Origin of the sequence: Sphingobium sp. LSP13-1-1.1, from assembly GCF_040676415.1 — a bacterium.
In the GTDB taxonomy this organism is placed as follows: domain Bacteria; phylum Pseudomonadota; class Alphaproteobacteria; order Sphingomonadales; family Sphingomonadaceae; genus Sphingobium.
In genome coordinates this window covers 178,222-203,680 of record NZ_JBEGHU010000056.1, presented here as the reverse complement: position 1 = coordinate 203,680, position 25,459 = coordinate 178,222, and the positions used below count along the sequence as shown (strand labels likewise).

23 protein-coding genes and 1 pseudogene are annotated in these 25,459 nt (G+C 64.1%); 15 read left to right on the top strand and 9 right to left on the bottom strand.

Going from position 1 to position 25,459, the window contains the following annotated elements:
• Both MRBLSP13_RS19925 and thiS read right to left on the bottom strand, forming a co-directional pair.
• Positions 1-139 (bottom strand): CoA-transferase (locus tag MRBLSP13_RS19925; RefSeq protein WP_363756247.1); only part of this gene is annotated, 139 nt, incomplete at its 3' end.
• Positions 140-270: 131 nt separating this feature from the next.
• Positions 271-1,272, bottom strand: a complete 1,002-nt coding sequence (thiS, locus tag MRBLSP13_RS19920) for a sulfur carrier protein ThiS (RefSeq protein ID WP_363756238.1) — start codon at positions 1,270-1,272, stop codon at positions 271-273.
• A 110-nt stretch (positions 1,273-1,382) separates the two neighbouring features.
• Between thiS and aroQ the strand changes: the two genes are divergently transcribed.
• The 7 genes from aroQ to polA all read left to right on the top strand — a co-directional run bounded on the left by aroQ (position 1,383) and on the right by polA (position 9,698).
• The gene (aroQ, locus tag MRBLSP13_RS19915) at positions 1,383-1,823 is read left to right on the top strand and encodes a type II 3-dehydroquinate dehydratase (protein ID WP_363756236.1); all 441 of its coding nucleotides are present in this window, start codon (positions 1,383-1,385) and stop codon (positions 1,821-1,823) included.
• Between the two features lie 84 nt (positions 1,824-1,907).
• Entirely contained in the window at positions 1,908-2,387 is a 480-nt protein-coding gene (gene accB, locus MRBLSP13_RS19910; protein WP_363738038.1) for an acetyl-CoA carboxylase biotin carboxyl carrier protein, read from the top strand.
• A 14-nt stretch (positions 2,388-2,401) separates the two neighbouring features.
• Complete coding sequence (gene accC / locus MRBLSP13_RS19905) at positions 2,402-3,754, top strand: acetyl-CoA carboxylase biotin carboxylase subunit (RefSeq protein ID WP_133653305.1); 1,353 nt, start codon at positions 2,402-2,404, stop codon at positions 3,752-3,754.
• A 13-nt stretch (positions 3,755-3,767) separates the two neighbouring features.
• Complete coding sequence (gene arsC / locus MRBLSP13_RS19900; RefSeq protein ID WP_363756234.1) at positions 3,768-4,112, top strand: arsenate reductase (glutaredoxin); 345 nt, start codon at positions 3,768-3,770, stop codon at positions 4,110-4,112.
• 340 nt (positions 4,113-4,452) lie between these two features.
• Positions 4,453-5,181, top strand: a complete 729-nt coding sequence (locus MRBLSP13_RS19895) for an alpha/beta fold hydrolase (RefSeq protein ID WP_363756232.1) — start codon at positions 4,453-4,455, stop codon at positions 5,179-5,181.
• Between the two features lie 129 nt (positions 5,182-5,310).
• Positions 5,311-6,531 (top strand): cytochrome P450, encoded by a 1,221-nt coding sequence (locus MRBLSP13_RS19890; protein ID WP_363756230.1) that lies wholly within the window; start codon positions 5,311-5,313, stop codon positions 6,529-6,531.
• Between the two features lie 380 nt (positions 6,532-6,911).
• Positions 6,912-9,698: a DNA polymerase I gene (gene polA, locus MRBLSP13_RS19885; protein WP_363756228.1), complete on the top strand. Its 2,787-nt coding sequence runs from the start codon at positions 6,912-6,914 to the stop codon at positions 9,696-9,698.
• Positions 9,699-9,840: 142 nt separating this feature from the next.
• On the opposite strand, the gene MRBLSP13_RS19880 is transcribed toward polA, so the two are convergent.
• From MRBLSP13_RS19880 to MRBLSP13_RS19870, 3 genes are all read right to left on the bottom strand, one after another.
• Positions 9,841-11,301 (bottom strand): mannose-1-phosphate guanylyltransferase/mannose-6-phosphate isomerase, encoded by a 1,461-nt coding sequence (locus tag MRBLSP13_RS19880; protein ID WP_363738030.1) that lies wholly within the window; start codon positions 11,299-11,301, stop codon positions 9,841-9,843.
• A 122-nt stretch (positions 11,302-11,423) separates the two neighbouring features.
• The gene (locus MRBLSP13_RS19875; protein WP_363738028.1) at positions 11,424-11,696 is read right to left on the bottom strand and encodes a zf-TFIIB domain-containing protein; all 273 of its coding nucleotides are present in this window, start codon (positions 11,694-11,696) and stop codon (positions 11,424-11,426) included.
• Between the two features lie 6 nt (positions 11,697-11,702).
• A complete protein-coding gene (locus tag MRBLSP13_RS19870) occupies positions 11,703-12,395 on the bottom strand; it encodes a Bax inhibitor-1/YccA family protein (RefSeq protein ID WP_363738236.1) in 693 nt (230 codons plus the stop codon).
• A gap of 320 nt (positions 12,396-12,715) precedes the next feature.
• On the opposite strand from MRBLSP13_RS19870, the gene cysS reads away from it, so the two are divergent.
• The 4 genes from cysS (at position 12,716) to MRBLSP13_RS19850 (ending at position 17,068) form a co-directional block, all read left to right on the top strand.
• Positions 12,716-14,251 carry a cysteine--tRNA ligase gene (cysS, locus tag MRBLSP13_RS19865; RefSeq protein WP_363738026.1) on the top strand — a complete coding sequence of 512 codons (1,536 nt, stop codon included), beginning with the start codon at positions 12,716-12,718 and terminating at the stop codon, positions 14,249-14,251.
• A gap of 124 nt (positions 14,252-14,375) precedes the next feature.
• Positions 14,376-14,693: a Rap1a/Tai family immunity protein gene (locus MRBLSP13_RS19860; RefSeq protein ID WP_363738024.1), complete on the top strand. Its 318-nt coding sequence runs from the start codon at positions 14,376-14,378 to the stop codon at positions 14,691-14,693.
• A gap of 91 nt (positions 14,694-14,784) precedes the next feature.
• Positions 14,785-16,155 carry a class II 3-deoxy-7-phosphoheptulonate synthase gene (locus MRBLSP13_RS19855; RefSeq protein ID WP_363738023.1) on the top strand — a complete coding sequence of 457 codons (1,371 nt, stop codon included), beginning with the start codon at positions 14,785-14,787 and terminating at the stop codon, positions 16,153-16,155.
• A gap of 163 nt (positions 16,156-16,318) precedes the next feature.
• Entirely contained in the window at positions 16,319-17,068 is a 750-nt protein-coding gene (locus MRBLSP13_RS19850) for a ParA family protein (RefSeq protein ID WP_363738022.1), read from the top strand.
• A gap of 72 nt (positions 17,069-17,140) precedes the next feature.
• Here MRBLSP13_RS19850 and MRBLSP13_RS19845 read toward each other — a convergent pair whose 3' ends face one another.
• Positions 17,141-19,441: a putative bifunctional diguanylate cyclase/phosphodiesterase gene (locus tag MRBLSP13_RS19845; protein ID WP_363738021.1), complete on the bottom strand. Its 2,301-nt coding sequence runs from the start codon at positions 19,439-19,441 to the stop codon at positions 17,141-17,143.
• Positions 19,442-19,597: 156 nt separating this feature from the next.
• A complete protein-coding gene (locus MRBLSP13_RS19840) occupies positions 19,598-21,358 on the bottom strand; it encodes a fatty acyl-AMP ligase (protein ID WP_363738019.1) in 1,761 nt (586 codons plus the stop codon).
• Between the two features lie 150 nt (positions 21,359-21,508).
• On the opposite strand from MRBLSP13_RS19840, the gene MRBLSP13_RS19835 reads away from it, so the two are divergent.
• The 4 genes and pseudogenes from MRBLSP13_RS19835 to MRBLSP13_RS19820 all read left to right on the top strand — a co-directional run.
• Positions 21,509-22,033, top strand: coding sequence for a regulatory protein RecX (locus tag MRBLSP13_RS19835; protein ID WP_363738018.1), 525 nt, complete (start codon positions 21,509-21,511; stop codon positions 22,031-22,033).
• Between the two features lie 83 nt (positions 22,034-22,116).
• A complete protein-coding gene (locus MRBLSP13_RS19830) occupies positions 22,117-22,626 on the top strand; it encodes a DUF192 domain-containing protein (protein ID WP_363756226.1) in 510 nt (169 codons plus the stop codon).
• Positions 22,627-22,675: 49 nt separating this feature from the next.
• A complete protein-coding gene (locus MRBLSP13_RS19825) occupies positions 22,676-23,074 on the top strand; it encodes an NADH:ubiquinone oxidoreductase subunit NDUFA12 (protein ID WP_363738016.1) in 399 nt (132 codons plus the stop codon).
• A pseudogene (locus tag MRBLSP13_RS19820) lies at positions 23,053-23,472 on the top strand (DUF2155 domain-containing protein); the annotation flags it as partial. The gene MRBLSP13_RS19825 and the pseudogene MRBLSP13_RS19820, both read left to right, overlap by 22 nt.
• 35 nt (positions 23,473-23,507) lie before the next feature.
• Here the strand turns inward: MRBLSP13_RS19820 and aat are convergent.
• Both aat and queA read right to left on the bottom strand, forming a co-directional pair.
• Complete coding sequence (gene aat, locus MRBLSP13_RS19815) at positions 23,508-24,272, bottom strand: leucyl/phenylalanyl-tRNA--protein transferase (RefSeq protein ID WP_363738014.1); 765 nt, start codon at positions 24,270-24,272, stop codon at positions 23,508-23,510.
• A 132-nt stretch (positions 24,273-24,404) separates the two neighbouring features.
• Entirely contained in the window at positions 24,405-25,439 is a 1,035-nt protein-coding gene (gene queA, locus MRBLSP13_RS19810; protein WP_363756224.1) for a tRNA preQ1(34) S-adenosylmethionine ribosyltransferase-isomerase QueA, read from the bottom strand.
• Positions 25,440-25,459 lie beyond the last annotated feature (20 nt).

The following is a 25,459-nucleotide window of genomic DNA, read 5'->3' as shown; positions in this document are numbered from 1 at the left end:
TGACCCCGCTGTCGCGGATCGCGTCGATCAGCCGTTCCGGTATCCCGCACAGCCCAAATCCGCCCGCGCACAAATGCATCCCGTCAAAGAGAAGCCCCTCCAACGCGCGCGCAGCATCGGGGTAAAGCTTGTTCACCATCGCCAGTCCTCCTGTCCGGGAATCCGCCCAAGGAGATAGAAGCAACCCGGCAATGGGTCAATTTGCTGCGATCGCGAAAACATGCGGCCGTGCTCCTGCACAGGCAGGAGCCCAGTTCGGACTTCAGAAAATCAGATCAACCCCGCCAGCGGGCTCGACGGATCGGCATACATGCGCTTGCCCATGCGGCCGGCGCGATAGGCCATGCGGCCCGCCTCGACCCCCGCCTTCATCGCCGCCGCCATCAGCACCGGATCCTTCGCCTCGGCAATCGCGGTGTTCATCAGCACGCCGGTACAGCCCAGTTCCATCGCCTGCGCAGCTTCGGACGCGGTACCCACGCCCGCGTCGACCAGCACCGGCAACCTGGTTCCCTCCACGATCAACCGGATGGTCACCCGATTCTGGATGCCCAGGCCCGACCCGATCGGCGCGCCCAGCGGCATGATCGCCACCGCGCCTGCATCCTCCAGCCGCTTCGCCGCAATCGGATCATCGACGCAATAGACCATCGGTTTGAAGCCTTCCCTGGCCAATATCTCCGTCGCCCGCAGCGTTTCCACCATGTCGGGATAGAGCGTCCGCGCCTCGCCCAGCACTTCCAGCTTCACCAGATCCCATCCGCCCGCCTCTCGCGCCAGGCGCAAGGTCCGGATCGCCTCCTCGCCCGTGTAGCAGCCCGCCGTATTGGGCAGATAGGTGATCTTCCGGGGATCGATAAAGTCGGTCAGCATCGGCGCCTTGGGGTCCGACACATTGACGCGCCGCACCGCCACGGTGACGATCTCCGCCCCCGAAGCCGCGACCGCCGCCGCATTCTGCTCGAAATCCTTGTACTTGCCCGTGCCGACGATCAGGCGCGATCGGAAGGTCCGGCCCGCCACGGTCCAACTATCCTCATGCACCGGCGACACATCGCCGCCGCCCACAAAATGCACGATCTCCAGCTCGTCCCCATCCTCGACGCACACCTGCGCCAGGGTCGATCGCGGCACCACCTCCAGATTGCGTTCCACCGCCACCTTTTCCGGCACGAAACCCAGTTCGCTCGCCAGTTCCGCCAGCGTCATGCCCGCGCGGATGCGGCGATGCTCGCCATTGATATGGATGGAGATGGTTCCGTCGACGCTCACTATCCGGTCCTGTCAAACAAGGTGTCTCGACTTGGCGCGACACGAAGGGCTAAAGATCAGCGCGCATATAGGGGCGTCAACGCCCCACCCGCAACCTCAAGGGGACCGTCATGACCGAAACGCGCAAAATCTATGTCCTGAACGGTCCCAACATCAACATGCTCGGCACGCGGGAGCCGGAAATCTACGGCTATGACACGCTGGACGACATTGCCGAGCGAATGGAGGACGCCGCCAACCGCGCCCATGTGGAGATCGATTTCCGCCAGTCCAACCATGAAGGCCATCTCATCGACTGGTTGCAGGAGGCCCATGCGGAGGGCGCGCACGCCGTCATCCTCAACGCCGCCGGCCTTACCCACAGCTCCATCGCGCTGCACGACGCGATCAAGGCCATCACGGTCCCGGTGATCGAGGTGCATCTGTCCAACCCGCACCGGCGCGAGGAATTCCGCCATAAAAGCTATATCGGCATGGCGGCGAAGGGCACCATCGCGGGCTTTGGCGCCCTGTCCTACATGCTGGCGCTGGAAGCGGCGCTCGAACTGTAACTCGACGCACATAAGTTGCGCTCCGGCGCAAATGCGCATAGGCGCGGGCATCGGAACACGAAATTCACCGTCCAGGGAATGAAAATGAACGACAAGGCTGAAAAGGGCGCAATGCAGGTGGACGTTCAACTGGTGCGCGATCTCGCTGCGCTGCTCGACGACACCAACCTGACGGAAATCGAGGTGGAAGACGGCGACCGGAAGATCCGCGTCGCGCGCAAGGCGGGCGGCAACGCCGCACCCGCCTATATCGCCGCCCCGGCTCCGGTCGCGGCCGCTCCGGTCGCCGCGCCTGCCGCTGCTGCCGCTCCGGCGGAGGCGCCGGCCGCGACCAACGCCATCCGCTCGCCCATCGTTGGCACCGCCTATCTCGCCGCCGAACCGGGTGCCGCGCCCTATGCGGCCGTCGGCTCCACCGTGAAGGCAGGCGACACCGTGCTGATCGTCGAGGCCATGAAGGTCATGAACGCTATCACCGCCCCCCAGGCGGGCACGGTCAAGGCCGTCCTGGTCGATAATGGCCAGCCGGTCGAATATGACCAGCCGCTGATCGTCATCGAATAAGGGCCGCTTCACACATGGCCATTGAAAAGCTGCTGATCGCGAACCGGGGCGAAATCGCGCTCCGCATCCACCGCGCCTGCCATGAAATGGGCATCAAGACGGTGGCCGTCCATTCGACCGCCGACGCCGACGCCATGCATGTGCGCCTTGCCGACGAGGCGATCTGCATCGGCCCGCCGGCCGCGAAGGACAGCTATCTCAACGTCGCCGCGATCATCTCCGCCGCCGAGATTTCCGGCGCGGACGCGATCCATCCGGGCTATGGCTTCCTGTCGGAAAACGCCCAGTTCGCGGAGATCGTGGAGGCGCATAACATCGCCTTTGTCGGGCCGAAGCCCGAACATATCCGCATCATGGGCGACAAGGTGGAGGCAAAGCGCACCGCCGGCGCGCTCGGCCTGCCGCTGGTCCCCGGTTCCGACGGCGCGATCACCAGCGTCGAGGAAGCGAAGGAAGTGGCCGCGAAGATCGGCTACCCCGTCCTCATCAAGGCGGCATCGGGCGGCGGCGGGCGCGGCATGAAGGTCGTGCCCTCCGAAGACCAGCTCGAAACGCTGATGAAGCAGGCAGGCAGCGAGGCGAAGGCCGCCTTCGGCGACGACACCGTCTATATGGAAAAATATCTGGGCAATCCCCGGCATATCGAATTCCAGGTGTTCGGCGACGGCAACGGCAACGCCATCCATCTGGGCGAGCGCGACTGCTCGCTCCAGCGCCGCCACCAGAAGGTGCTGGAGGAGGCTCCCTCCCCCGTCCTTTCCGCCGCCGAGCGCAACCGCATGGGCGAAGTCGTGCGCAAGGCGATGGCCGACATGGCCTATCGCGGCGCCGGCACGATCGAGTTCCTCTGGGAAGACGGCGAATTCTACTTCATCGAGATGAACACCCGCCTTCAGGTGGAGCATCCGGTGACGGAGATGATCACCGGCGTCGACCTGGTGCGCGAACAGATCCGCGTGGCGGAGGGCAAGCCGCTCTCGGTCGAGCAGAAGGATCTGGTCTTTACCGGCCATGCCATCGAATGCCGCATCAATGCGGAGGATCCCAGGACATTCGCCCCCTCTCCGGGCACCGTCACCAGCTATCATGTTCCCGGCGGCATGCACGTCCGCGTCGATAGCGGCCTCTATCAGGGCTACAGGGTGCCGCCTTATTATGACAGCATGATCGGCAAGCTGATCGTCTATGGCCGCACCCGCGAGGGCTGCATCATGCGGCTGAAGCGCGCGCTGGAGGAATATGTGATCGAGGGGATGAAGACCACGATCCCGCTCCACCAGAAGCTGCTGACCGATCCCGATTTCCTCAACGGCGACTATACGATCAAGTGGCTGGAAGAATGGCTGGCAAGGGACGAGGCGCAGTGAAGGCCATGACGGCATGAGGGCGACCATCTGGCACAATCCGCGCTGCTCCAAGTCGCGGGCGGCGCTCGCGATCCTGGAGGAGGCGCCGGGCGTCGATGTGGAGGTCGTCGAATATCTCAAGACCCCGCCCAGCCGCGTCGAAATCGAGGCCGTGCTGAAAAGGGCGGGCGTCCGCCCTTCCGAAGCGGTCCGCAAGGGAGAAGGCATCGTCAAGGAAATCGGCCTTGATGTGCAGGACGACAAGGCCGTGCTGGACGCGATGGCCGCGCACCCGATCCTGATCGAGCGCGCCATCGTCATCACGGACAAGGGCGTCGTCATCGCCCGCCCTCCCGAACGGGTCCATGAGATTCTCTAGAACGGGTTTCGATCTGATTGAATCAGATCGCCGCTCTGGATTCCTTGTTTTCCGCGATTTCCTGATCAGCGATCGGTTCCGATCGCTTGGAAATCGCTCCAGGACGCCGCTCCTGCGCGCTTGATCCGACGCGCCTCCCGTCGGCGCACCCCGCCGTCCCTGTCCACATATGCGATGACCGCCGCTGGACATTGCGGGCTGCGACCTGTCGCCTCTATTGGAAGCATCGTTCGGAAAGGGTCGGAACCGGCCCCTTCCGAAACGATGCGACAACAAGAACCTGCGCCGATTTCCGGACGATTGGTGCCGGGCGCTGGTCAGGCAATCGGAGGATGGCAGAATGGCGCGCTACATATTGATCCATGGCGCCTGGCATGGCGGCTGGTGCTGGGAAGAGATCGCGCCACGGCTGCAAGCGCTCGGACATGATGTTCGCGCGCCCGATCTGCCGGGCATGGGCGCCGACGCGCCATCGGGCCACGTCGCCACGCTCGAGGAATGGGCGATGTTCGTGGCGGGCATGGCCCGGGCCGCGGACGAACCGGCCATCCTCGTCGGCCACAGCCGGGGCGGCATCGTCGTCAGCCGGGCGGCAGAACTGGCGCCCGACGCGGTTTCCCACATCGTTTACCTGGCGGCGGTGATGGCCCTGCCGGGGCAAAGCATGGCGGAGATCTTCGACAACAGCACGGAAGCGCGCACGCCCCATGTCGCGGGCTCCATCAGCATGGCGCAGGACGGCCGCACCAGCCTCTGGCATGACCAGGATACGGCCTTGCGCGCCTTCTACGGCATGACGTCCGAAGCCCAGGCGGCGGCGGCATTCGCGCGCCTGACGCCCGAACCCACCTCCATGCGCGACGCGCCCATCCATCTGACGGCGGCACGCTACGGCACGGTGCCGCGCACCTATATTCATTGCGAACGGGATGAATCGGTCCTGCCCGGACTGCAACGCGCGATGGTGACGGCGCAGCCCTGCGCGACCGCATCCCTCGACACCGATCATTCGCCCTTCTATTCCGCCCCCGACGAGCTCACCGCCCTGCTCGACCGCGTGGGCCGTTGACAGCCTGCCCCTTGCGACGCAGCCGCCATCCCGCGCGGCGCGTCGCATCGGCCATGTGATTTGACGATGCGCCGGATTTACGATCCTGCGCCGCCTTTCTAGCTCTTCGTCCAAATGATGGAGACACCCATGGCAACGCAGCCTGCACAGGTCAGTGACATTCCGCCTCATGTGCCAGCGGAACTGGTGGCGGATTTCGACGCCTACCACCCGATCCTGGCCGATGAAGATTATCAGACGGCATTCAGCCGGCTCAACGATGCGGCCATACCGGATATATTCTGGTCCCCCTATAATGGCGGCCATTGGGTGCTGAAGCGCCGCGACCACATCATGGAAGCCTTTGCCGATCCGGAACGCTTCACCTCGCGCAACGGCGTCTCGGTGGATTCGCGCTTTCAGGCCAATATGGGCCTGCGTCCCCGGCTGATCCCGATCGAGGAAGATCCGCCGCGCCAGCAGGTCTATCGCAAGCTGTTCGCCTCGGCCTTCACCGCTGTCCGCGTGAAGGACCTGGAAAAGGACGCCCGGTCGCTGGCGATCGAACTGATCGATGAGATCGCACCCAGGGGCCGCTGCGAATTCGTGACGGAATTTGCCCAGCATCTGCCCATCCGCATCTTCATGCGGATGCTCGGCCTGCCGGAGGAGGACAGGCTGCGCCTCCTGCCGCTCGCCGCCAAGCAGGTGCAGGCCAGCGCCGACAAGGGCGCGGCCATGGCGGAACTGGCGCAATATATCGGCCAGCGTGTCACCGAACGCCGCGCCGCGCCGGGCAGCGACCTGATCAGCCACATCGCGACGGCGCAGGTCGAAGGCGACCTGATCAGGATCGAGGATGCCGTCGGCGTCTGCCTGCTCCTGCTGATCGGCGGATTGGACACGGTGGCGACGATGATGAGCCAGATCATGTGGTTCCTCGCCCAGCGGCCGGAACATCGCCATGCGCTTCTGGCCGATGAGAATCTCCTGCCGAACGCGATCGAGGAATTCCTGCGCCGCTTCTCGCTCACCAACCCGGCCCGGTCGGCCGCCAGGGACATGGATTTCCACGGCGTGGCGATGCGGGCGGGGGACATGGTGATGCTGTCCACCCCCACCGGCGCGGTCGACACGACCATTTACGCCGACCCTCTTACGGTGGACTTCGCGCGGAAATCACCCACCAAGGCGACCTTCGGCGCGGGGCCGCATGTCTGCCCCGGCTCCATGCTGGCCCGCGCGGAAATCAAGGTCATGCTGCAAGAATGGCTGAAACGCATCCCTGACTTCGGCCTTGATCCCGAAGCACGGCCGAAGATCACGACGGGCGTCAACATCACCGTCGATAGCCTGCCGCTCAGCTGGTAGCAGATAGTTCGGCCTCGCCCCATGGCGTGACCGGAAAGCTACAGAGCGGCCGAAAAACGTCCTATTTCTCCAACAAGGGCCGCTTTTGGCTGTCCTACAGCAGGCGGGCGGGCCTATCCCGCCCGCTCTTTGAAACATCGTGAAAAATCATGGCCTGCCGCCCACGCGCGCGCGGGCATGCGCGCGCATATGGTGTGAACTTCGGCAAAAAATGACGTAAATCCGCCCTCTCCGCCGGCCTGTCCGCTTCGGCCGGCATCCAATTTCCTTTGGATCAACAAACCGGACGCCCGCTCGCCGGGCATGAGGGGGACGGCCGCACCGCCGGCAACCAACAACGCCACTGGAGGCCCCCCGCATAACCCGCTATCCCCTCCCCCATGCCTCAGAATCATCTCTATCTGGTCGACGGCAGCGGCTATATCTTCCGCGCCTATCACCAGCTTCCGCCCCTTACCAACAAGCATGGCCAGCCCGTCGGCGCGGTCTATGGCTACACCACCATGCTCTGGAAACTGGCCGATGAACTGGGCAAGGCCGAAGGGCCGACCCATCTTGCCGTGGTGCTGGACAAGGGCAGCCACACCTTCCGCAACGACATGTATGACGCCTACAAGGCGAACCGTCCCCCGGCGCCGGAGGATCTGGTCCCCCAGTTCCCGATGATCCGCGACGCCACCCGCGCCTTCTCCCTGCCCTGCATAGAGGAAGCCGGCTTCGAGGCCGACGACATCATCGCCAGCTACACGAAGGCCGCCGTCGCGGCGGGCTGGCACGTCACGATCGTCAGCTCCGACAAGGATCTGATGCAGCTCATCCAACCCGGCGTCGACATGTACGACACGATGAAGAACGAGCGGCGCGGTGCGGAATATGTGATGACGAAATTCGGCGTCCGGCCCGATCAGCTGGGCGACGTCCTCGCCCTGATGGGCGACAGCGTCGACAATGTTCCCGGCATTCCGGGCATCGGCCCCAAGACCGCTGCCAAGCTGATCACCGAATATGGCGACCTGGAAGCCGCGCTGGAAGCCGCGCCGGGCATGAAGAAGTCGAAGATGCAGGAAAACCTGATCGAGCATGCGGACATGGCCCGCCTGTCGCGCAGGCTGGTGGCGCTGCATGATGCCATGGACCTGCCCGAACCGCTCGACGACCTGACGCTCAAAGGGATTCCGCTCGAACCGCTGCAGGCCTTCCTCGAACATCACGGCTTCAAATCGCTGCTCGCCCGCGCCGGAGCCCCCGCCGCGGCCGTGGCGGTCGCGACCGCAGCCGCCGCCGTCACCGAACGCGCCACCCCCTCCGCCCCGGTGCTGGAGGAAGAACCGCCGATCGACCGCAGCCTCTATGAAACGGTGGTGACGGAAGACGCGCTCGACCGCTGGATCGCCGCCGCCCGGGCCGAGGGGCTGGTCGCCGTCGATACGGAGACGGACATGCTCGACTGCGTGTCCTGCGCGCTGGTGGGCGTCAGCCTCGCCGTCGGTCCCAACGCCGCCTGCTACATTCCGGTCGGCCATGGCGGCAAGGACATGTTCGCGGAGAAGCCCGAACAGCTTCCCAGGGATCTCGTCCTCGCCAGATTGAAGCCGCTGCTGGAGGACGACAGCGTCCTCAAGATCGGCCAGAACCTCAAATATGACATCACCGTCCTGCGCCGCCACGGGATAGAGATCGCCCCCTATGACGACACCATCGTCATGAGCTTCGACCTCGACGCGGGGCAGAGCCTGGCAGGCCACGGCATGGACGAGGCGGCGAAGGTTCACCTGGGGCACACATGCATCAGCTTCAAGGACGTCTGCGGCACCGGCAAGAGCCAGATCAGCTTCGCCGAAGTCCCGCTCGACAAGGCGACTGAATATGCGGCGGAGGATGCCGACGTCACGCTTCGCCTGTGGAGGCTGTTCAAGAGCCGCGTCGCGAACGAAGGCGCCAGTCGCGTCTACGAACTGGTGGACCGCCCGCTCGTCGCGGTGATCGCGAAGATGGAGCATGAAGGGATCAAGGTCGACCGCGAGGCCCTTTCCCGTCTCTCAACGGAATTCACCGCCGAGATCGCAAAGCTGGAAGGCGAGATCCATGGCCTCGCGGGCCAGCCCTTCGCCATCGGATCGACCCAGCAACTGGGCGCGATCCTGTTCGACAAGATGGGCTACAAGGGCGGGAAGAAGGGCAAGTCCGGCGCCTATTCGACCGACGTCACCATATTGGAGCAGCTCAAGGCCCAGGGCGCGGAAATCGCGGGCAGGATCCTCGACTGGCGGCAGCTTTCCAAGCTCAAGTCCACCTATACCGACGCGCTCCAGGCGCAGATCAACAAGGACACCAGCCGCGTCCACACCAGTTACAGCCTGTCCGGCGCGCAGACCGGCCGCCTGTCATCGACCGACCCCAATCTCCAGAACATCCCGATCCGCACCGAAGTCGGCCGGCAAATCCGCCACGCCTTCGTCGCAGAGCCGGGCAATGTCATTCTGGCGGCGGACTACAGCCAGATCGAGCTGCGCCTTGCGGCCCATATGGCGGACGTACCCGCGCTGAAGGAGGCGTTCGCGAACGGCGAGGACATCCATGCCGCCACCGCGCAGCAACTTTTCGGAGAGGTCAATCGCGACACGCGCGGCCGGGCCAAGACCATCAACTTTGCGATCCTCTACGGCATCAGCCGCTGGGGCCTCGCCGGACGGCTGGAGATCAGCGCCGACGAGGCGCAGGACATGATCAGCCGCTATTATGAACGCTTCCCCGGCATCAGCCTCTACATCACCGACACGATCGAAAAGGCGCGCTCCAAAGGCTATACGGAGACGCTGTTCGGCCGGAAGACATGGTTCCCCCGCATCAAGGCATCCATCCAGCACGAGCGCCAGGGCGCCGAACGCGCCGCGATCAATGCGCCGATCCAGGGCACCAGCGCCGACATCATCAAGCGCGCCATGGCCCGCATGGGACCGGCGCTCGCGGCCCAAGGGCTGCACCAGGTCAAGATGCTGCTGCAGGTTCACGACGAACTGGTCTTCGAACTGCCCGAAAGCGACGTGGAGCAGGCGAGCGCCATTATCCAGCGCGTGATGGAGACTGCTGCCGAACCGATCGTGAAGCTCAGCGTGCCGCTGGGGGTGGAAATCGGCCATGGCCCAAGCTGGGGCGCAGCGCATTAAAGCTTCCCTGTGAGAGGAAACGCTCCAGTCTTTTGATGCCGCATTTCCCGAGCCGTTGGCCGTAAACGGTCAACTTGAAAAATACTCCGAAGTCCCTTTCCCGACCCGTCGTCCCAGCGCAAGCCGGGATGACGGGTGAACTTCACTTCCGCGCGTATCGATCCTCGTACCGCACGATGTCATCCTCCCCGAAATAGGTGCCGGTCTGCACCTCGATGAAGACCACGGGTATCTTGCCCGGATTCTCCACTCGATGCCTCGCGCCCGCAGGGACATAAAGCGACTGGTTTTCCGTCAGCAGCGTCACGTCGTCGTCCACCGTGACCTTGGCGGTTCCTTCGACGACGATCCAATGTTCCGACCGATGGAAATGGCTCTGCAGGCTCAACGACTGCCCTGGCTGCACCACAATCCGCTTCACCTGGAAACGATCGCCGGCCAGCAGACCTTCCACCCAGCCCCAGGGCCGGTGATCCTTGGGAAAGCGCTCTGCCTGCGCTGCGCCCTTTTGCTTCAGCGCCTCGACGGCCAGCTTCACATCCTGCGCGCGCGCCTTGTCCGCGATCAGCACCGCGTCGTTCATCGCCACCGCAATGATGTTGCTGAGCCCGATGCCGACCAGTTCCATGCCCTCGCTGTCCGACCGCAACAGCGTATCGCTGCAATCAATAGCCGTCGCGCCGCCGCTTAGCGTCACGCCGACCGCATCCGGGCCGGCATGGCTCCACACCGCGTCCCAGCCACCCAGGTCCGACCATGCCGATCCATAGGGCACGACCGACAGATTGTCGGCCCGTTCCATGATGGCATAGTCGATGGAAATATCCGGCGCGCCGTCCCACGCCTCCGCCGCCAGCCGCAGGAAGCCCAGATCGCCCTCCGCGGCCTCGACCGCCGGCCGCACCGCAGCCAGCACGTCAGGCGCATGCACCTCGAAGGCGGCGATCAGATCCTTCGCCGCGAACAGGAAAATCCCCGCATTCCAGAGATGATCGCCGCTCGCCAACATCTCGGCCGCCCGCAGCGCGTCCGGCTTTTCGACAAAGCGCGCCAACTTGATCGGTTCACCCGATCCATCCGGCCGGGCGACAACCTGCAGATAGCCATAGCCCGTTTCCGGCCGCGTCGGCTGAATGCCGAAAGTCACCAGATCACCGGCACGCGCCGCCGCCAGCCCCTGACTCACCGCCGCGCGGAAGGCCTCTGCGTCGGGTACCACATGGTCGGAGGGTGCGACCAGCATCACCGCCTCCGGATCGCCCGCCATCAGGTGCAGCGCGGCCGCCAATATGGCGGGCGCCGTGTTGCGCACCGAAGGCTCGATCATGATGGCCCGCGGATCGGCGCCCTCCTGCGCCAGTTGCTCCGCAACGATGAAGCGGAAGGCCGCGTTGGTCAGAACGACGGGGCGGCCAAAGGAGAAACCCTTCCCTTCCCCCGAAAGTCGCCGCACGACAGAGCGGAACAACGTCTCCTCGCCCAGCAAAGGCACGAACTGCTTGGGATAGGATTTGCGCGAAAGCGGCCAAAGCCGCGTCCCTGATCCACCGGCCAATATGACTGGCGTAACCTGCTGAAATTCCTTTTCGTCAATACGCGGCATGCAACTCACTCGAACAAGGCGATCCGTCGTGATGGGACCGTATCCGACCTCTTAGCGGCATTCCATGAAAGCACCTATGGCGCAGCCCCGAAAAAAACGGTCCGCAACCAGGGCCGCTTCTGTCAGTCGAAAAGCTCTTCCAGAAAGCTCTTCTTCCGCTTTTTCTGATAATATCGGCCATCGTCCTGGCGGCCCCGGTCCGGGCGGTAGCTTGCCGGCGGAGCCGGGATGCCGCCTGACGAACGCTCGATGATCTTGTCCAGTTCACCCCGGTCCAGCCAGACGCCGCGACATTGAGGGCAATAATCGATCTCCACCCCCTGCCGGTCCGTCATGGAGAGCCCCACATGACAGACCGGGCAGAGCATGGCCGACACAGCGGCCTGGTCCCGCATTGGCTGTTACTCCCGCTCGCCGGTCAGGCTGAGCAGCATCTGGAACAGGTTGACGAAGTTCAGGTAGAGCGACAACGCACCCATCACCTGCATCTTCTGCGCCACTTCATGGCCAGCGTAATAGAAATATTCCGACTTGATGCGCTGAACGTCCCAGGCGGTCAGACCAGTGAACACCACCACGCCGATGATCGAGATCACCATCGCCATGGCCGAGGAGCCGATGAAGATGTTGATCAGGCTCGCGACCAATATGCCGATCAGGCCCATGATCAGGAACGATCCGAATTTAGACAGGTCGCGCCCAGTGGTATAGCCCCACAGCGCCATCGCCAGGAACATCACCGCGGCGGAGAAGAAGGCCTGCGCGATCGATCCGCCGGTAAAGACCACGAAGATGCTGGCGAGCGACACGCCCATCACCGCCGAAAAGGCGTAGAAGGCCATGCGCGCGCCCGTGGTCGTCATCTTTTCGATGCGGAAACTGAAGAAGAACACGAAGGCCAGCGGCGCGAAGATCGCCACCCATTTGAGCGGCGTGCCGAAGATCGCGGCGGCCAGCGCCGGCGTATTGCCGATGAAAGCGGCGACCAGCCCGGTGATGACCAGGCCTAGGCCCATGTTGCGGAAAACGCCCAGCATGTGCGCGCGCAGCCCGGCATCGGTCTGCGCCGTCTGGCTCGCACCATAGCCCGGCATAGGAACGCGATTGTTCACGGCGTTATCACTCCATCCAAAAAACCAGTCTTGACGGATCGAGTGGCCCGGCGCGGTCTTCGTGCAACGTCAGAGGGGGGCAAACGCACACGAACCTGCACCGAGCACACTCGATGCGGTCCGACATCGCGGCTGGATGTCACATCATCCAACCACCAGAGGGGCCCGGCCCGCATCAGCAATATCGGTGGGCAGACGCACCAATGCAAGGGATGGCGCGGAGGGAGGGCGTGCCAGCAACAATTTATTACAAATGCCAAGGCCAGTTGACGCCTTGGCCCGATCGCCGCATGGCTGCGCGCATGAGCGACCAGTTCACCCCCGCCCAGCAGCATGCCGACGCGTCCCTGCGCCTGTTCAACAGCCTGACGCGCAGCGTGGAGCCCTTCGCCCCGATCGAGCCGAACCACGCCCGCGTCTACAGCTGCGGCCCGACCGTCTACAACTATCCCCATCTCGGCAACCTGCGCGCCTATGTCTTCACCGACACGCTGCGCCGCACGCTGCAGTGGAAGGGGCTCACCGTCACCCATGTCATCAACATCACCGATGTCGGCCATCTGACGTCGGATGCGGACGCCGGCGACGACAAGATGGAGGCCGCGGCCCGTGCCCAGGCCAAGAGCATCTGGGACATAGCGGCCCATTATACCCAGGCGTTCAAGCAGAACATCGCCGATCTCAACATCATCCCTCCCAGCGAATGGACGGTCGCCACCGACTATGTCCCGCAGATGATAGCCTTTGCGGAGAAGATCGCCCCGGCCCATTGCTACGAATTGGAAACGGGCCTCTATTTCGACAGCAGCACCGTGCCCGATTATGGCGCGCTGGCCGGGGGCCGGGACGACGCGGCGCATGCCCGGATCGATCCGGTCGCAGGAAAGCGCAACCCCAGCGACTTTGCCATCTGGCGCAAATCGCCACCCGACGAGCAGCGCCAGATGGAATGGGATTCACCCTGGGGCAGGGGCGCGCCGGGCTGGCACCTGGAATGTTCGGTCATGAGCGAAGCCCGGCTTGGCCATCCGTTCGATATCCACACCGGTGGCATCGACCATCGCGAAATCCATCATCCCAATGAAATCGCGCAGAACCAGGCATTCCGCAGCTGCTGCGGCAAAGCGGACGCGGCGACCGCAGGCTTCACCGGTGCGAAATGGTGGATGCACAACAATTTCCTGGTGGATCGACAGGGAAAGATGAGCAAGTCGAAGGGCGGCTTCACCACCCTCTTCTCGCTGATCGACGCGGGCGTCCATCCGCTCGCCTATCGCCTTCTTTGCCTGGGCGCGCATTATCGCAGCGAGCTGGAGTTCAGCGCGGACAATGTCGGCGCCGCGCTCACCCGCCTGAAACGCCTTGTCATGGGCGTGGAAAATCTGAAGGCGCGGGCCGAGGGCGTGACATGGCAGTCGCTGCGGCTCGACTGGCTGCGCGCCAATCTGCATCCCAGGCTCGCGCCTTTGCTCGAACAGTTCGACGCGGCGATCAGCGATGACCTGATGACGCCCCGCGCACTGCCGCTGCTGGAGGAAACCATCGCCATGAAGAAGGTGCCGGTGGACGAAAAGCTCTGCCTTATCGCGGCTTTCGATCAGGCGCTGGGCCTCAACCTGCTGACCATCGGGCGCGCCGACCTGCGGATCCGGCCCCGGGATGCGGCGATCATGCCCGAAGAGATCGAGGCCGAACTGGATCGCCGCCAGCAGGCTCGCGCCGAAAAGGAGTTCGCGTTGTCGGACGGGATACGCGACGCCCTGATAGAGCGGGGGGTGGAGGTCATGGACGGCGATCCGCTGCGCTGGGACTGGCGCCTGACACTCGAGGCGGCTTAAGGTTCCAACCACTGAGGCAGAGCGTGCGGCGGATCAGCCCGCCCGTTTGTACTTATGTCAGGCAAGCGGGCATATTCCGCCCATGCTAAAAGCCGCAACCGCAGCGTTCATGGGGATTGGCGCCATGGCGACAATGCCCCCCGTTGCCCCGGCGCAAAGCTATATGTTCGAGACGGGCACGACCCTGCTCGCCAAATGCCGCAACAAGGCGCCGGAATATGCGCTCGCCTGCACCGCCTATATTGTCGGTGCGGTGGACGGCATCAAGAAAGACGTGTTCATCGGCCGGGCTCAGCCCAATTGCTGGCCAGCCCAAATGGATGCGCAGGAAGTGAAGCGTATCGTCCTGGCCTATCTCGCCCGCTACCCCGACCAACGCCAGGCGCCCGCCTCCGTCCTTGTCAGCGTGGCGCTCAACGAACATTATCCTTGCCAGAAATGACGCCCCCCGGCCCACAACTGCTATAAACTTGCGTTGGCCACTGGTTGCGCGTAGGTGCGGCCCCTATTTTACGATCTTTGGGAGACTCGACGTGGCGGCGAAGTGGACGCCGGAAAGCTGGCGCAGCCAAAAGGGCATTCAGATGCCCGTCTATCGTGATGCCCAGGCGCTTGGCGCCGTGGAGGCGCAGCTCAGCCAGTTTCCCCCGCTCGTCTTTGCCGGCGAAGCGCGCAGCCTGAAGGCCGAACTTGCCAAGGTGACCGCAGGCGAGGCGTTCCTGCTGCAGGGCGGCGACTGTGCGGAGAGCTTCGCGGAGTTCCACCCGAACAATATCCGCGACACCTTCCGTGTGCTGCTGCAAATGGCCGTGGTGCTGACCTTCGCGTCCAAGCTGCCGATCGTGAAGGTCGGCCGCATGGCGGGCCAGTTCGCCAAGCCGCGTTCCTCCGATACGGAGACGATCGGCGGCGTGGAACTGCCCAGCTATCGCGGCGACAATGTGAACGACATCGCCTTCACGGCGGAGGCGCGCGAACCCGACGCAGGGCGCATGATCCGCGCCTACAACCAGTCTGCGGCGACGCTAAACCTGCTGCGCGCCTTTTCGACCGGCGGCTATGCCAGCCTGGACCGGGTCCATGGCTGGATGCTGGATTTCATGGGTCGCAGCCCCTGGGCCGCGAAATTCGAGGCGATGGCCGACCAGATCGGCCAGGCGCTCGATTTCATGCGCGCCTGCGGCCTGTCGCCCGACACCGTGCCCCAGCTTGGCGGAACCAGCTTCTATACCAGCCACGAGGCGCTGCTGCTGCCCTATGAGCAGGCGCTGACCCGGCAGGATTCGCTGACCGGCGACTGGTTCGACACCTCCGCCCATATGCTGTGGATCGGCGATCGCACCCGGTTCGAAGGATCGGCGCATGTCGAATATCTGCGCGGCATCGGCAATCCGATCGGCATGAAATGCGGCCCCAGCCTGGAGCCGGATGCGCTGATCCGCCTGCTGGACGTGCTGAACCCGAGCCGGGAAGCCGGTCGCATCACGCTCATCACCCGCTATGGTCATGACAAGATCGAAGCCGGCCTGCCCAAACTGGTCCGCGCTGTCCTTCGCGAAGGTCATCCGGTGGTCTGGTCCTGCGATCCGATGCACGGCAATGTCATCAAGGCAGCCAACGGGTACAAGACGCGGCCGTTCGACCGCATTTTGGCGGAAGTGCGTGGCTTCTTCGCCGTTCACCGGGCGGAGGGCAGCTTCGGCGGCGGCATCCATGCCGAAATGACCGGGCAGAATGTGACGGAATGCACCGGCGGAGCGATCGCCATCACGGACGAGGGGCTGGCCGACCGCTATCACACCCATTGCGACCCGCGCCTCAACGCCGCGCAGAGCCTGGAACTCGCGTTCCTGCTCGCGGAAATGCTGAACGAGGAGCTGAAGGAACGCCGGGCGGCTGCCTGATCCTTCGCAACGAACCATCTTATCCCGCCGTGCCTTTGCCGCGCGGCGGGATTTTTCATGCCGTCGCCGCCGTGTCGTCGGACATGACCCACCCTGTCACGACGCTGTAACATTGCCGTGATTCAGCCCTTGCTTTGGCGGTGCAGCAAGATAGCCTCCGCACATGGCAAAGGAACCGCAAGTGGCGACCATCGCCGTTTACAGCCTGAAGGGCGGAGTTGGGAAAACCACCTTCGCGATCAACCTCGCCTGGGCGTCGGCCAGCATCTCGAAGCGGCGAACGCTGCTCTGGGATCTCGATCCGCAAGCCGCGTCAAGCTGGCTGATCTCCACCGACAACGAAAGCCGCGATGCCGCGCACGCGATCTTCAGCAAGAATGTGGAGGTTCGCAAGCTGATCCAGCGGTCCACCGTGCCGGGCCTGGACCTGATCGCCGCGGACACCTCGCTGCGCAGCCTCGACCATCTGTTCCGGGAGATGGACAAGAAGAAACGTCTCGCCAAGCTGATCGAGAGCCTGGGCAAGGATTATGACCGCATCATCCTGGATTGTCCGCCCGGCCTGACCGAAACCAGCGAGCAGGTGTTGCGGGCGGCCGACATGATCGTTATTCCCGTCATCCCCTCTCCCCTGGCCCAGCGGGCCATGGGAGAAGTCGCCCGCTATCTGGTGCAGCGCGGCGGCAACCACCCACCGATCATGCCGGTCTATTCCATGGTCGATCGCCGCCGCGCGCTGCACCGCGCTGCGCTGGAAGCGCAACCCGGCTGGCCAGCCATTCCCATGGCCAGCGCGGTTGAGCAAATGGCTGTTCGTCGCAAGCCGCTTGGCGCTTTTGCGAGTTCGTCCCCGCCCGCTCAGGCCTTTGCGGGACTTTGGACGATGATCGAGCGGCAGGTTCAGAAACGTTAGGAGGTTGAGAGCAGGTTCGCTTGTTTTCCGCGCTTTTAACCAGCAATCGGTTCCGATCGCTCGAAAATCGCTCTAGGCGCTGGCCCGTGCCTGACGTGCCGGAAAGAGCGCCGCCGCTTCGGCCGCCGGCATGGGCCGCCCGAAATAGAAGCCCTGAATCTTGTGGCAGCCCAAACCACGGACCATCGCCAGTTCGGCCTCGGTTTCGACACCCTCCGCGGTGGTCGCCATGTCCAGGCTTTCGGCCAGCGTGACCACCGCGCGCATGATCGCGAGACTCTCGGCCTTGTTGTTCGATGCGCCCACCACGAAGCTGCGATCGATCTTGATCGTATCGAACCGCGTTCGGCTGAGATAGCCGAGCGAGGAATAGCCAGTGCCGAAATCGTCGAGCGACAGTTGGACGCCCAACCCTCGCAATTGGTCCAGGATCTTGAGCGCTCCGGTATCAGCGTTGACGAACACGCTTTCGGTCACTTCCAGCTCCAGCCGCCGCGCCTCCAGGCCGCTTTGGGCAAGCGCCGACACCACGGCGCCGACAAAGCTGGGATGGGTAAGCTGCTGGGCCGAGACATTGACCGCGATCCGTATGTCCTCAGGCCAGCATGCCGCTTCCTTGCATGCGGTCCGCAGCACCCATTCGCCGATCGGTCCGATCAGCCGCGCCTCTTCCGCGACCGGAATGAACTTTGCCGGTGAGATCGGTCCCATGTCCGGGTGGGTCCAGCGCACCAGCGCCTCGAACCCGACGACACTCCCCTGCCGCGCTTCCACCACCGGCTGGAACAGCACATGCAGTTGATTCTTTTCCAGCGCATCCCGCAGCGCCAATTCCAATTGGCGCCGCTCCTCCGCCTGGGCATGCAATTGCGGTTCATAGGGGCAATGCACGCCGCCCCCGTCGCCTTTCGCCCGATAAAGGGCAAGGTCCGCGCTCCGGATCAGCGCTTCTGATTCATGACCGTCCTGCGGCGACACCGCCGATCCGACAGACGCGCCCACGTAAAGCGTATGTTCGTCGACCTGATAGGGGGCGGAAAGGCCATTGATGATCCTGGCAGCCAGCTTTTCGACGTCCTGATTGTCTCCCAATTGCGTGATGACCACGGCAAATTCATCGCCGCCGACCCGCCCGCAAAATTCCGCGCCGGAACAAATATATCGCAACCGGCGCGCGACCTGGGTCAGCAGCTGGTCGCCGATCTGGTGACCCAAGGTGTCGTTCACCGCCTTGAACCGATCGAGGTCAATCATCAGGAAAGCGCAGCAGCCAGCACGCACCGGCCCCCGTGATGCCGCGCCGCTCATGCTTTGATCGAGCACGTCGCGCAGATGAGTCCGGTTCGGCAAGCCAGTCAGGGGATCGAACCTGGCGAGCTGCGCGATCCGATCCGCCGATTCCCGCTGCTCGGTAATGTCGGAGCCGACACCACGAAAACCGAGAAAGGCACCGCCCTCGTCATAACGTGGGGAGGCGGACAGTTCCCACCATCGCACCGCGCCATCCTGCTCAACCGGCAGCACGATATTGCTGAAGCTTTCCCGCTGCATCAGATGGCCCGCCAGCGCATGCAGCTCGGTGGGGAACAGGCCGCTCTCCCACGCACTGCCTGCCAGCAATTGCACCAGCAACAACCCTTCCACCTCGGCCGGGGTACGGCCCAGCATTTCGGCGAGGCGCGGCGATACGTCGCTCAACCGCCGCGCCGGATCGGTCTGCCACAGCCAATCGGACGCGCCATGCTCATATTCGCGCAGCAGCAGGCTGACGACCTCGCTCTTTTCCTCCAACTGCACGCTGGCGCTATGCTGCCGGGCGAAAGTCCGCGCATAAAGAAAGCAGCCGACCAGAAGCGACAGGGCGTAGCTGGTGGCAAGGGCAAGCAGCGGCGTCTGATCCCGCGCATCGAAGAGAAAACAGAGGCCGACGATGCAGGGCAGCAGGAAGCCTGTCGCCGCCAGCGGAGTGGCCGCATAGCTGATCGCGCCGCAAACCATGATGCAGCTGATCAGCGTCCAGTGCGCCACCAGCAGGGAAGCACCGTGCCCCGAGGAAAGCGTCATCATGCAGGTCGCCCAGATGAGGCCATGAAGCAGCCCGGTAAAGCCATGGAGCCGGAGATCGGCAACGCTTGCGGCCGCGCCATTCCGTCTGCGCCGCAAAAAGGCGCCGGTGACCATGGAGAAGAGCAAGGCCGCGCTCCACAGCGTCAGCCCCCGCACGGATCCATGATGGCCGAAAACCTGCCAGAGGAACAGCAGGCCAAAGACGTTCATTGCCTGCCGGAGAAGCGCAACATCATCGGCCGAGCGCAATTGTGCGGCGAGCACGCGCTCGGCGGCGTCGCCCGGCACAATGACGAGACCCATCATGGCTCGAAGCGATATCCGCTCCCGAGAAATCGGTTCAGAAGATGGCCCTTGCCCGCGTTTCACCCGGTCGGATTAGCAGCAAGCAGTTAGCAATCCGTAACAGCGGCGCACGGGAAGGCGAAAAAAGCGATACCGCCAGCGCTGCCGCGCAAGGGTTCAGGCTGCGATGTCGTACGGCCGGATTTCGCCGGTCAGATAGAGGTTGCGCGCCTTCGACCGGCTGAGCTTGCCCGAACTGGTGCGCGGCAAAGTGCGCGGCGGCACCAGCTCCACAACGCAGTTCATGCCGGTGATCGCGCGGACCCGTTCACGGATCTGGTCGCGCAACCGCGTGCGTTCGTCATTGTCGGAGGTACGGCAATGCACCAGCACCGCGGGCGCTTCCTCACCACCCGGCGTGGTGATCGCGAAGGCCGCGATGTCGCCTTGCTTGAAGCCGGGGAGCTGCTCCACCGCCCATTCAATGTCCTGGGGCCAATGATTCTTGCCGTTGATGATGATCATGTCCTTGGCGCGGCCAACGATGTAGAGATAGCCGTCGCTGAGATACCCCATGTCGCCCGTGTCCAGCCAACCGTCGACCATGCAGGCTTCGGTCGCTTCAGGATCGCGGAAATAGCCGACCATCAGCGACGGGCCGGTGGTCCACACCTTGCCGATCTGGCGCTCGTTCATCAGGCCGCCATCCTCGTCCCGAATCTCCACGATCATGCCGCGCGCGGGCTTGCCGCAATTGACGATGGAACGGAAACGCTGCGGACGGCCCTCGGTCGCGTCGCCGCCCGAGAGGTCGGTTTCCTCGACCAGTTCGACGATGATCCCCTCGCCCGGCGGCATGATGGTGACGGCCAGCGTCGCCTCGGCCAGGCCATAGCTCGGCAGGAAGGCCGTGGGGCTGAACCCCGCGTCGCCGAATGCATCGACGAAGCTCTGCATCACGTCGGGGCGGATCATATCCGCGCCATTGCCCGCCAGCCGCCAGCGCGACAGGTCGAAGCGATCCTGCGCCTTGGTCTGGCTGGACATGCGGCGCGCACAGATGTCGTAGCCGAAGGTCGGCGAATAGCTGATCGAGGTGCCTTCATTGCGGCTGATGAGGTCCAGCCACGCCAGCGGACGGCGCGCGAAATCCTCGGTCTTCATATAGTCGGTCGACACCTGGTTGGCGACCACGGACAGGAAGCAGCCGACCAGCCCCATGTCATGATACCAGGGCAGCCAGCTGATGCAGCGGTCGCTGTCCTGCAATTCCATGCCATGGCTATGCGCGGCAAGATTGCTGAGCAGCGCATGATGCGTCACCGCGACGCCATGGGGGAAACGGGTCGAACCGCTCGAATATTGCAGATAGGCGATCTCCTCGCCCTTCGCCTGCGGCAGGTCGCAGGGCACGACATCCCGCGCGATGAAATCCTCGAAGGCGATGCTCTCGACATTCTTCTGCCGACCGGACTCGCCCGCCATCTCCTCCAGTTCCTTGGGAAAGAGGAACAGCATCGGGTCACAGCTTGACAGTTGAACATTCAGCTGGTCGATATAGCTTTCCTTGCCGCCGAAGCTGGTCGGCAGCGGCAACGGCACGGGCCAGGCGCCGGCGTAGACGATGCCGAAGAAAAGCTGCGCGAAATCGGCGCCCGTTTCTGCGACCAGCGCCACGCGATCTTCCGGCTTCACCCCATGGGCGATCAGCCGGTGCGCGCAGGCGACGGCATCGGCCCGCAGTTCGCTGAACGGATAGGGCCGAGCCAGATTTCCACGGGCATCGTGGAAATTCAGACCCCGCCGCCCGATCGCAGCATAATCCAGCGCTTCCCCCAGCGTCTCGAAATCCGAGAAGCGGCGGGGCAGGTCGTCGGTGGTCGGCGTCGGTGCCATCATGCTTTGCGAACCCGTCATATTGGTGTCACCCAATGTCATGTTTGTCATATTCCGGCGCGCCGCTAACAGCTTTCAAGCCTCTTTGCACCGGATAGTTGCATTCCAGCCTGGGCTTTTACCGTATAAGGGGCGGTAAAATTCCGGCCCGACTGTGGCATAATCAAGGCGGCGGAGGCATGAAGCATTGCCATGGCCGATAAACGCTCCCCTCCCCCGCTCGATGAAGAGACCTTGCGCGAACTGGCGCTGCGCTATGTCGGGCGCTTCGCCACGAGCCGGGCGAAGCTGCTCGCCTATCTCGGCCGCAAGATCAGGGAACGCGGCTGGACGGGAGAGGCGCCCGCCGATCCGCAGGCGCTGGTCGATCGGTTGAGCGAACTGCGTTATGTCGACGATGCGAGCTATGCGGTGATGAAAAGCGGCGCACTCAGCCGCCGCGGCTATGGCCCGCGCAGGGTCGCGGAAGCCCTGCGCGCCGACGGCATAGCAGAAACCGACCGCGAAGAAGCCGACGCCGAGACGAAAAAGGAGAGCTGGTCCGCCGCCGACCGCTTTGCCCGCCGCAAGCGGATCGGACCCTATGCGCAGGAGCGGCCAGACCCCGGGCAGCGGGAAAAATGGATCGCCGCCTTCCTGCGCGCGGGGCATGATTATGCCACCGCCCGGCTCTGGGTCGACGCCGCGCCGGGGGAAGTACCGGAAGCGGAGACATAAGCTGCACGGACCAGCCAGGCTTTGCATGCGGCCGCCAGACAGTCATGTTGTTTTCAAACGCAAAGCTGCGCTACTCCCCGATCATGAAGCGCCTTTCCCTTCTCCTTGTCGCAACGCTGCTGGCCGCATGCTCCCCAAACGCTCCCAAGGCGGAAAACACCTCCTCTGCCCGGCAGATCAGCGCCCTGCCCCTCACCATCCGCACCGCCGATGGCTCGCACCGTTTCACGGTGGAGGTTGCGCTCACCGAAAGACAGCAGGAACGCGGCCTCATGTTCCGGCAATCGATCGCTCCTGACGCTGGCATGCTGTTCCCGATGGACCCACCGCGTACCGCCAGCTTCTGGATGAAGGACACGCTGATCCCACTCGATATGCTGTTCATCCACACCGACGGCAGCATCGCTTTCCTGAAGGCGAACGCCGCCCCCTATTCCCGCGAGCCGGTCTCCGCTGGCATCCCGGTCGCCGCCGTCCTTGAACTCCGCGGCGGCAGGGCGGCGGAACTGGGCATCAGGGAGGGCGACCATGTGCAATGGGGCGACTGCACCGTGTCCCTGCCCGCAAACCCCCTCAATTTCTGCCCCCGCTGACCAGAACCGCCTTGCCAAGCGCTGGCAGCAACGGCTAAGCGCTTGGCCCATGGGAATCCTTGGCAAGATCTTCACCTGGTGGGATGGCGCGACCATCGGCACCGCGCTCTACACCTCCCGCAAGGGCAGCAAGGTGGGTGAGGACCATCAGGGCAATGTCTATTATGAAGGCGGTACGGACCCCAATGGACTGATCCGTCGCTGGGTCATCTATAATGGCGCGAACGATGCCAGCCGCGTGCCGGCCGAATGGCATGGCTGGCTGCACCATTCGATCGAGGGCGCGCCGGAAAGCTTCCTGCCGCCGCCGCGCATCTGGGAAAAGGATTTCACCCCCAACGCCACCGGCACCGCCCAGGCCTATCGCCCCAGCGGCGCGCTGGAAAAGGGCGGCCTGCGCCAGAAGGCCACCGGCGATTACGAGGCATGGAGCCCCGACGCACCATGATGCGGCGCCCGGCGGGACGTTTCCTGCCGATTCTCGGCTGTACCCTGATATTGGCCGGTTGCGGCGGCGACGACCTGCCGACACAGAACCAGAGCGGTCCTGTTCGCATCGAGGGGCAGAAAATCCGCAATGGCGACGAGTCTCCCCTCACCGGTACGCCGATGAACGAGCGGGTGGCGGTGATCGGCCTGCTCAACAAGCGCAACGGGATCACCACCGACCTGACGATGAAGCCGGGCGAAGCGCTGCGCGTGGGCGATGCCATTGTTCGGCTGCAAGCCTGCGAAACCACAGCGCCCTGGGAAAATGTGAAGGAAACGGGTGCCTTCGTTCAGCTCGACGTTCGCAGCACGGCCGACAATAAATGGCGCCGCAATTTTTCCGGCTGGTTGTTCCGGGAAAGACCGGACCGCAACGTCGTGCAGCACCCGATCTATGACGTCTGGGTCAGGAGCTGCACGATGTCGTGGCCCGAAACCGGCCCCGATACGGTGAAGCTGGGCGACAAGGGTGACGTGCCCGACGGCGCGCGCGCCAATGCGTCCCCCGCCAGCGGGGAGAATGCCAGCTCTGCCCAGACGCCGGAGCCAGTCGCCAGCACGCCCCGCCCAGCCCCCAGCGCCACCCCGTCCAACGCGCCGGCCAATGATTGAAGATAGTCGCGCTGGCTGATCTCGATCGCGCCCAATGACCGCAGATGATCGGTCATGAACTGGCAGTCCAGCAGGGTGAAACCGCCAAAACGCATGCGAGCGGTCAACCAGGCGAGTGCCACCTTCGACGCGTCGGTGCGCCGCGACACCATGCTTTCCCCGAAAAACGCCCGTCCCAGCGCCACGCCATACAGGCCGCCGACCAGTTCCTCCCCCTCCCACACCTCAACGGAGTGGGCGAAACCAATTTCATGCAGATGGCGATAGGCCCGCTCGATCGGATGATTGATCCAGGTGGAGGGCCGATCCGGCGCGGCTTCGGCGCAGAGCCTGACTATGGCAGCAAAATCGCGATTGGCGGTCACCCGGAACCGCTCCCGCCGGATCGTCTTGGCCAGTGAATGGGAAATGTGGAAGCCATCGAGCGGCATGATCGCCCGCTGTTTTGGCTCGATCCAGTAAACCTCGTCAGCCTCGCGATCATCGGACATGGGAAACACGCCGATCGCGTAAGCTTGCAACAGCACCAGCGGGTCAATCGTCATCAAGGAAAAGCTTAACGCCAGACATGGCAGCGCGCCAGTGCGACTTTCAAGGGTTCAACAATGCGGCGCCGCAGAAAATCGTGCCCGCCGGAGGAACGGGGCTGCATCGCGTCGACAGCCAGCCCGCCGTCCTCAGCGCTTTGGCAGAAGCAGGCTGGAATCGCCATAGCTGTAGAAACGATAATCCCCATCGATGGCATGCCGATAGACCGACTGCATCTTTTCCGTGCCCATCAAGGCGCTGACCAGCATGAACAGGGTCGATTTGGGCAGGTGGAAATTGGTCATCAGCCCGTCCACCGCCCGGAAACGATAGCCCGGTGTGATGAATATCCGGGTCTCGTCGGCGAAGGGACGGACGATGCCATCTTCCCCCGTTGCGCTTTCCAGCAGGCGAAGGCTGGTGGTGCCGACCGCTATCAGCCGGCCGCCAGCCGCCCGCGCCGCGTTGAGGCGGTCAGCCGTCGCCTGGTCGATCCGTCCCCATTCGGCGTGCATCCGGTGATCGTCCGTATCCTCGGCCTTGACCGGCAGGAAGGTGCCGGCGCCGACGTGCAGGGTCAGCGTTTCAGTCCGGATCCCCACCTTCTCCACCGCCGCCATCAGTTCGGGCGTAAAGTGCAATGCCGCCGTGGGGGCGGCGACCGCGCCGTCCTCCCGCGCGAACATGGTCTGGTAATCGCTGCGGTCACGCTCGTCGGTGGGGCGCTTGCTGGCGATATAGGGCGGCAGCGGCATCCGGCCTGCCCGTTCCAGCAACAGTTCGACCGGCTCATCCCCCTCGAAACGGAGCGTGACGCCGCCCTCCTCATCGCGCGGGCCGGCCACAGCGCTGACGCCGTTGCCGAAATCGATCCGGTCGCCGTCCCGCACCCGCTTGGCGTTGCGCAGAAAGGCCTGCCATTGGCGCAGACCAAGCCGCTTGTGGAGCGTCGCGCCAATCTTCGCCTGACCGCGCACGCCTTCCAGTTGGGCCGGTATGACCTTGGTGTCGTTGAACACCAGCACATCGCCAGCACGCAACAGGTCCGGCAAATCGCGCACGATTCGGTCCTGGAACGGCGCATCGCCCGACACCAGCAGCAGCCGGGCCGAATCGCGCGGAGAGGCGGGCCGGAGCGCGATGCGATCGGGCGGCAGGTCGAAATCGAACAGGTCTACGCGCATGGTTGATGCCCCGCCGGACG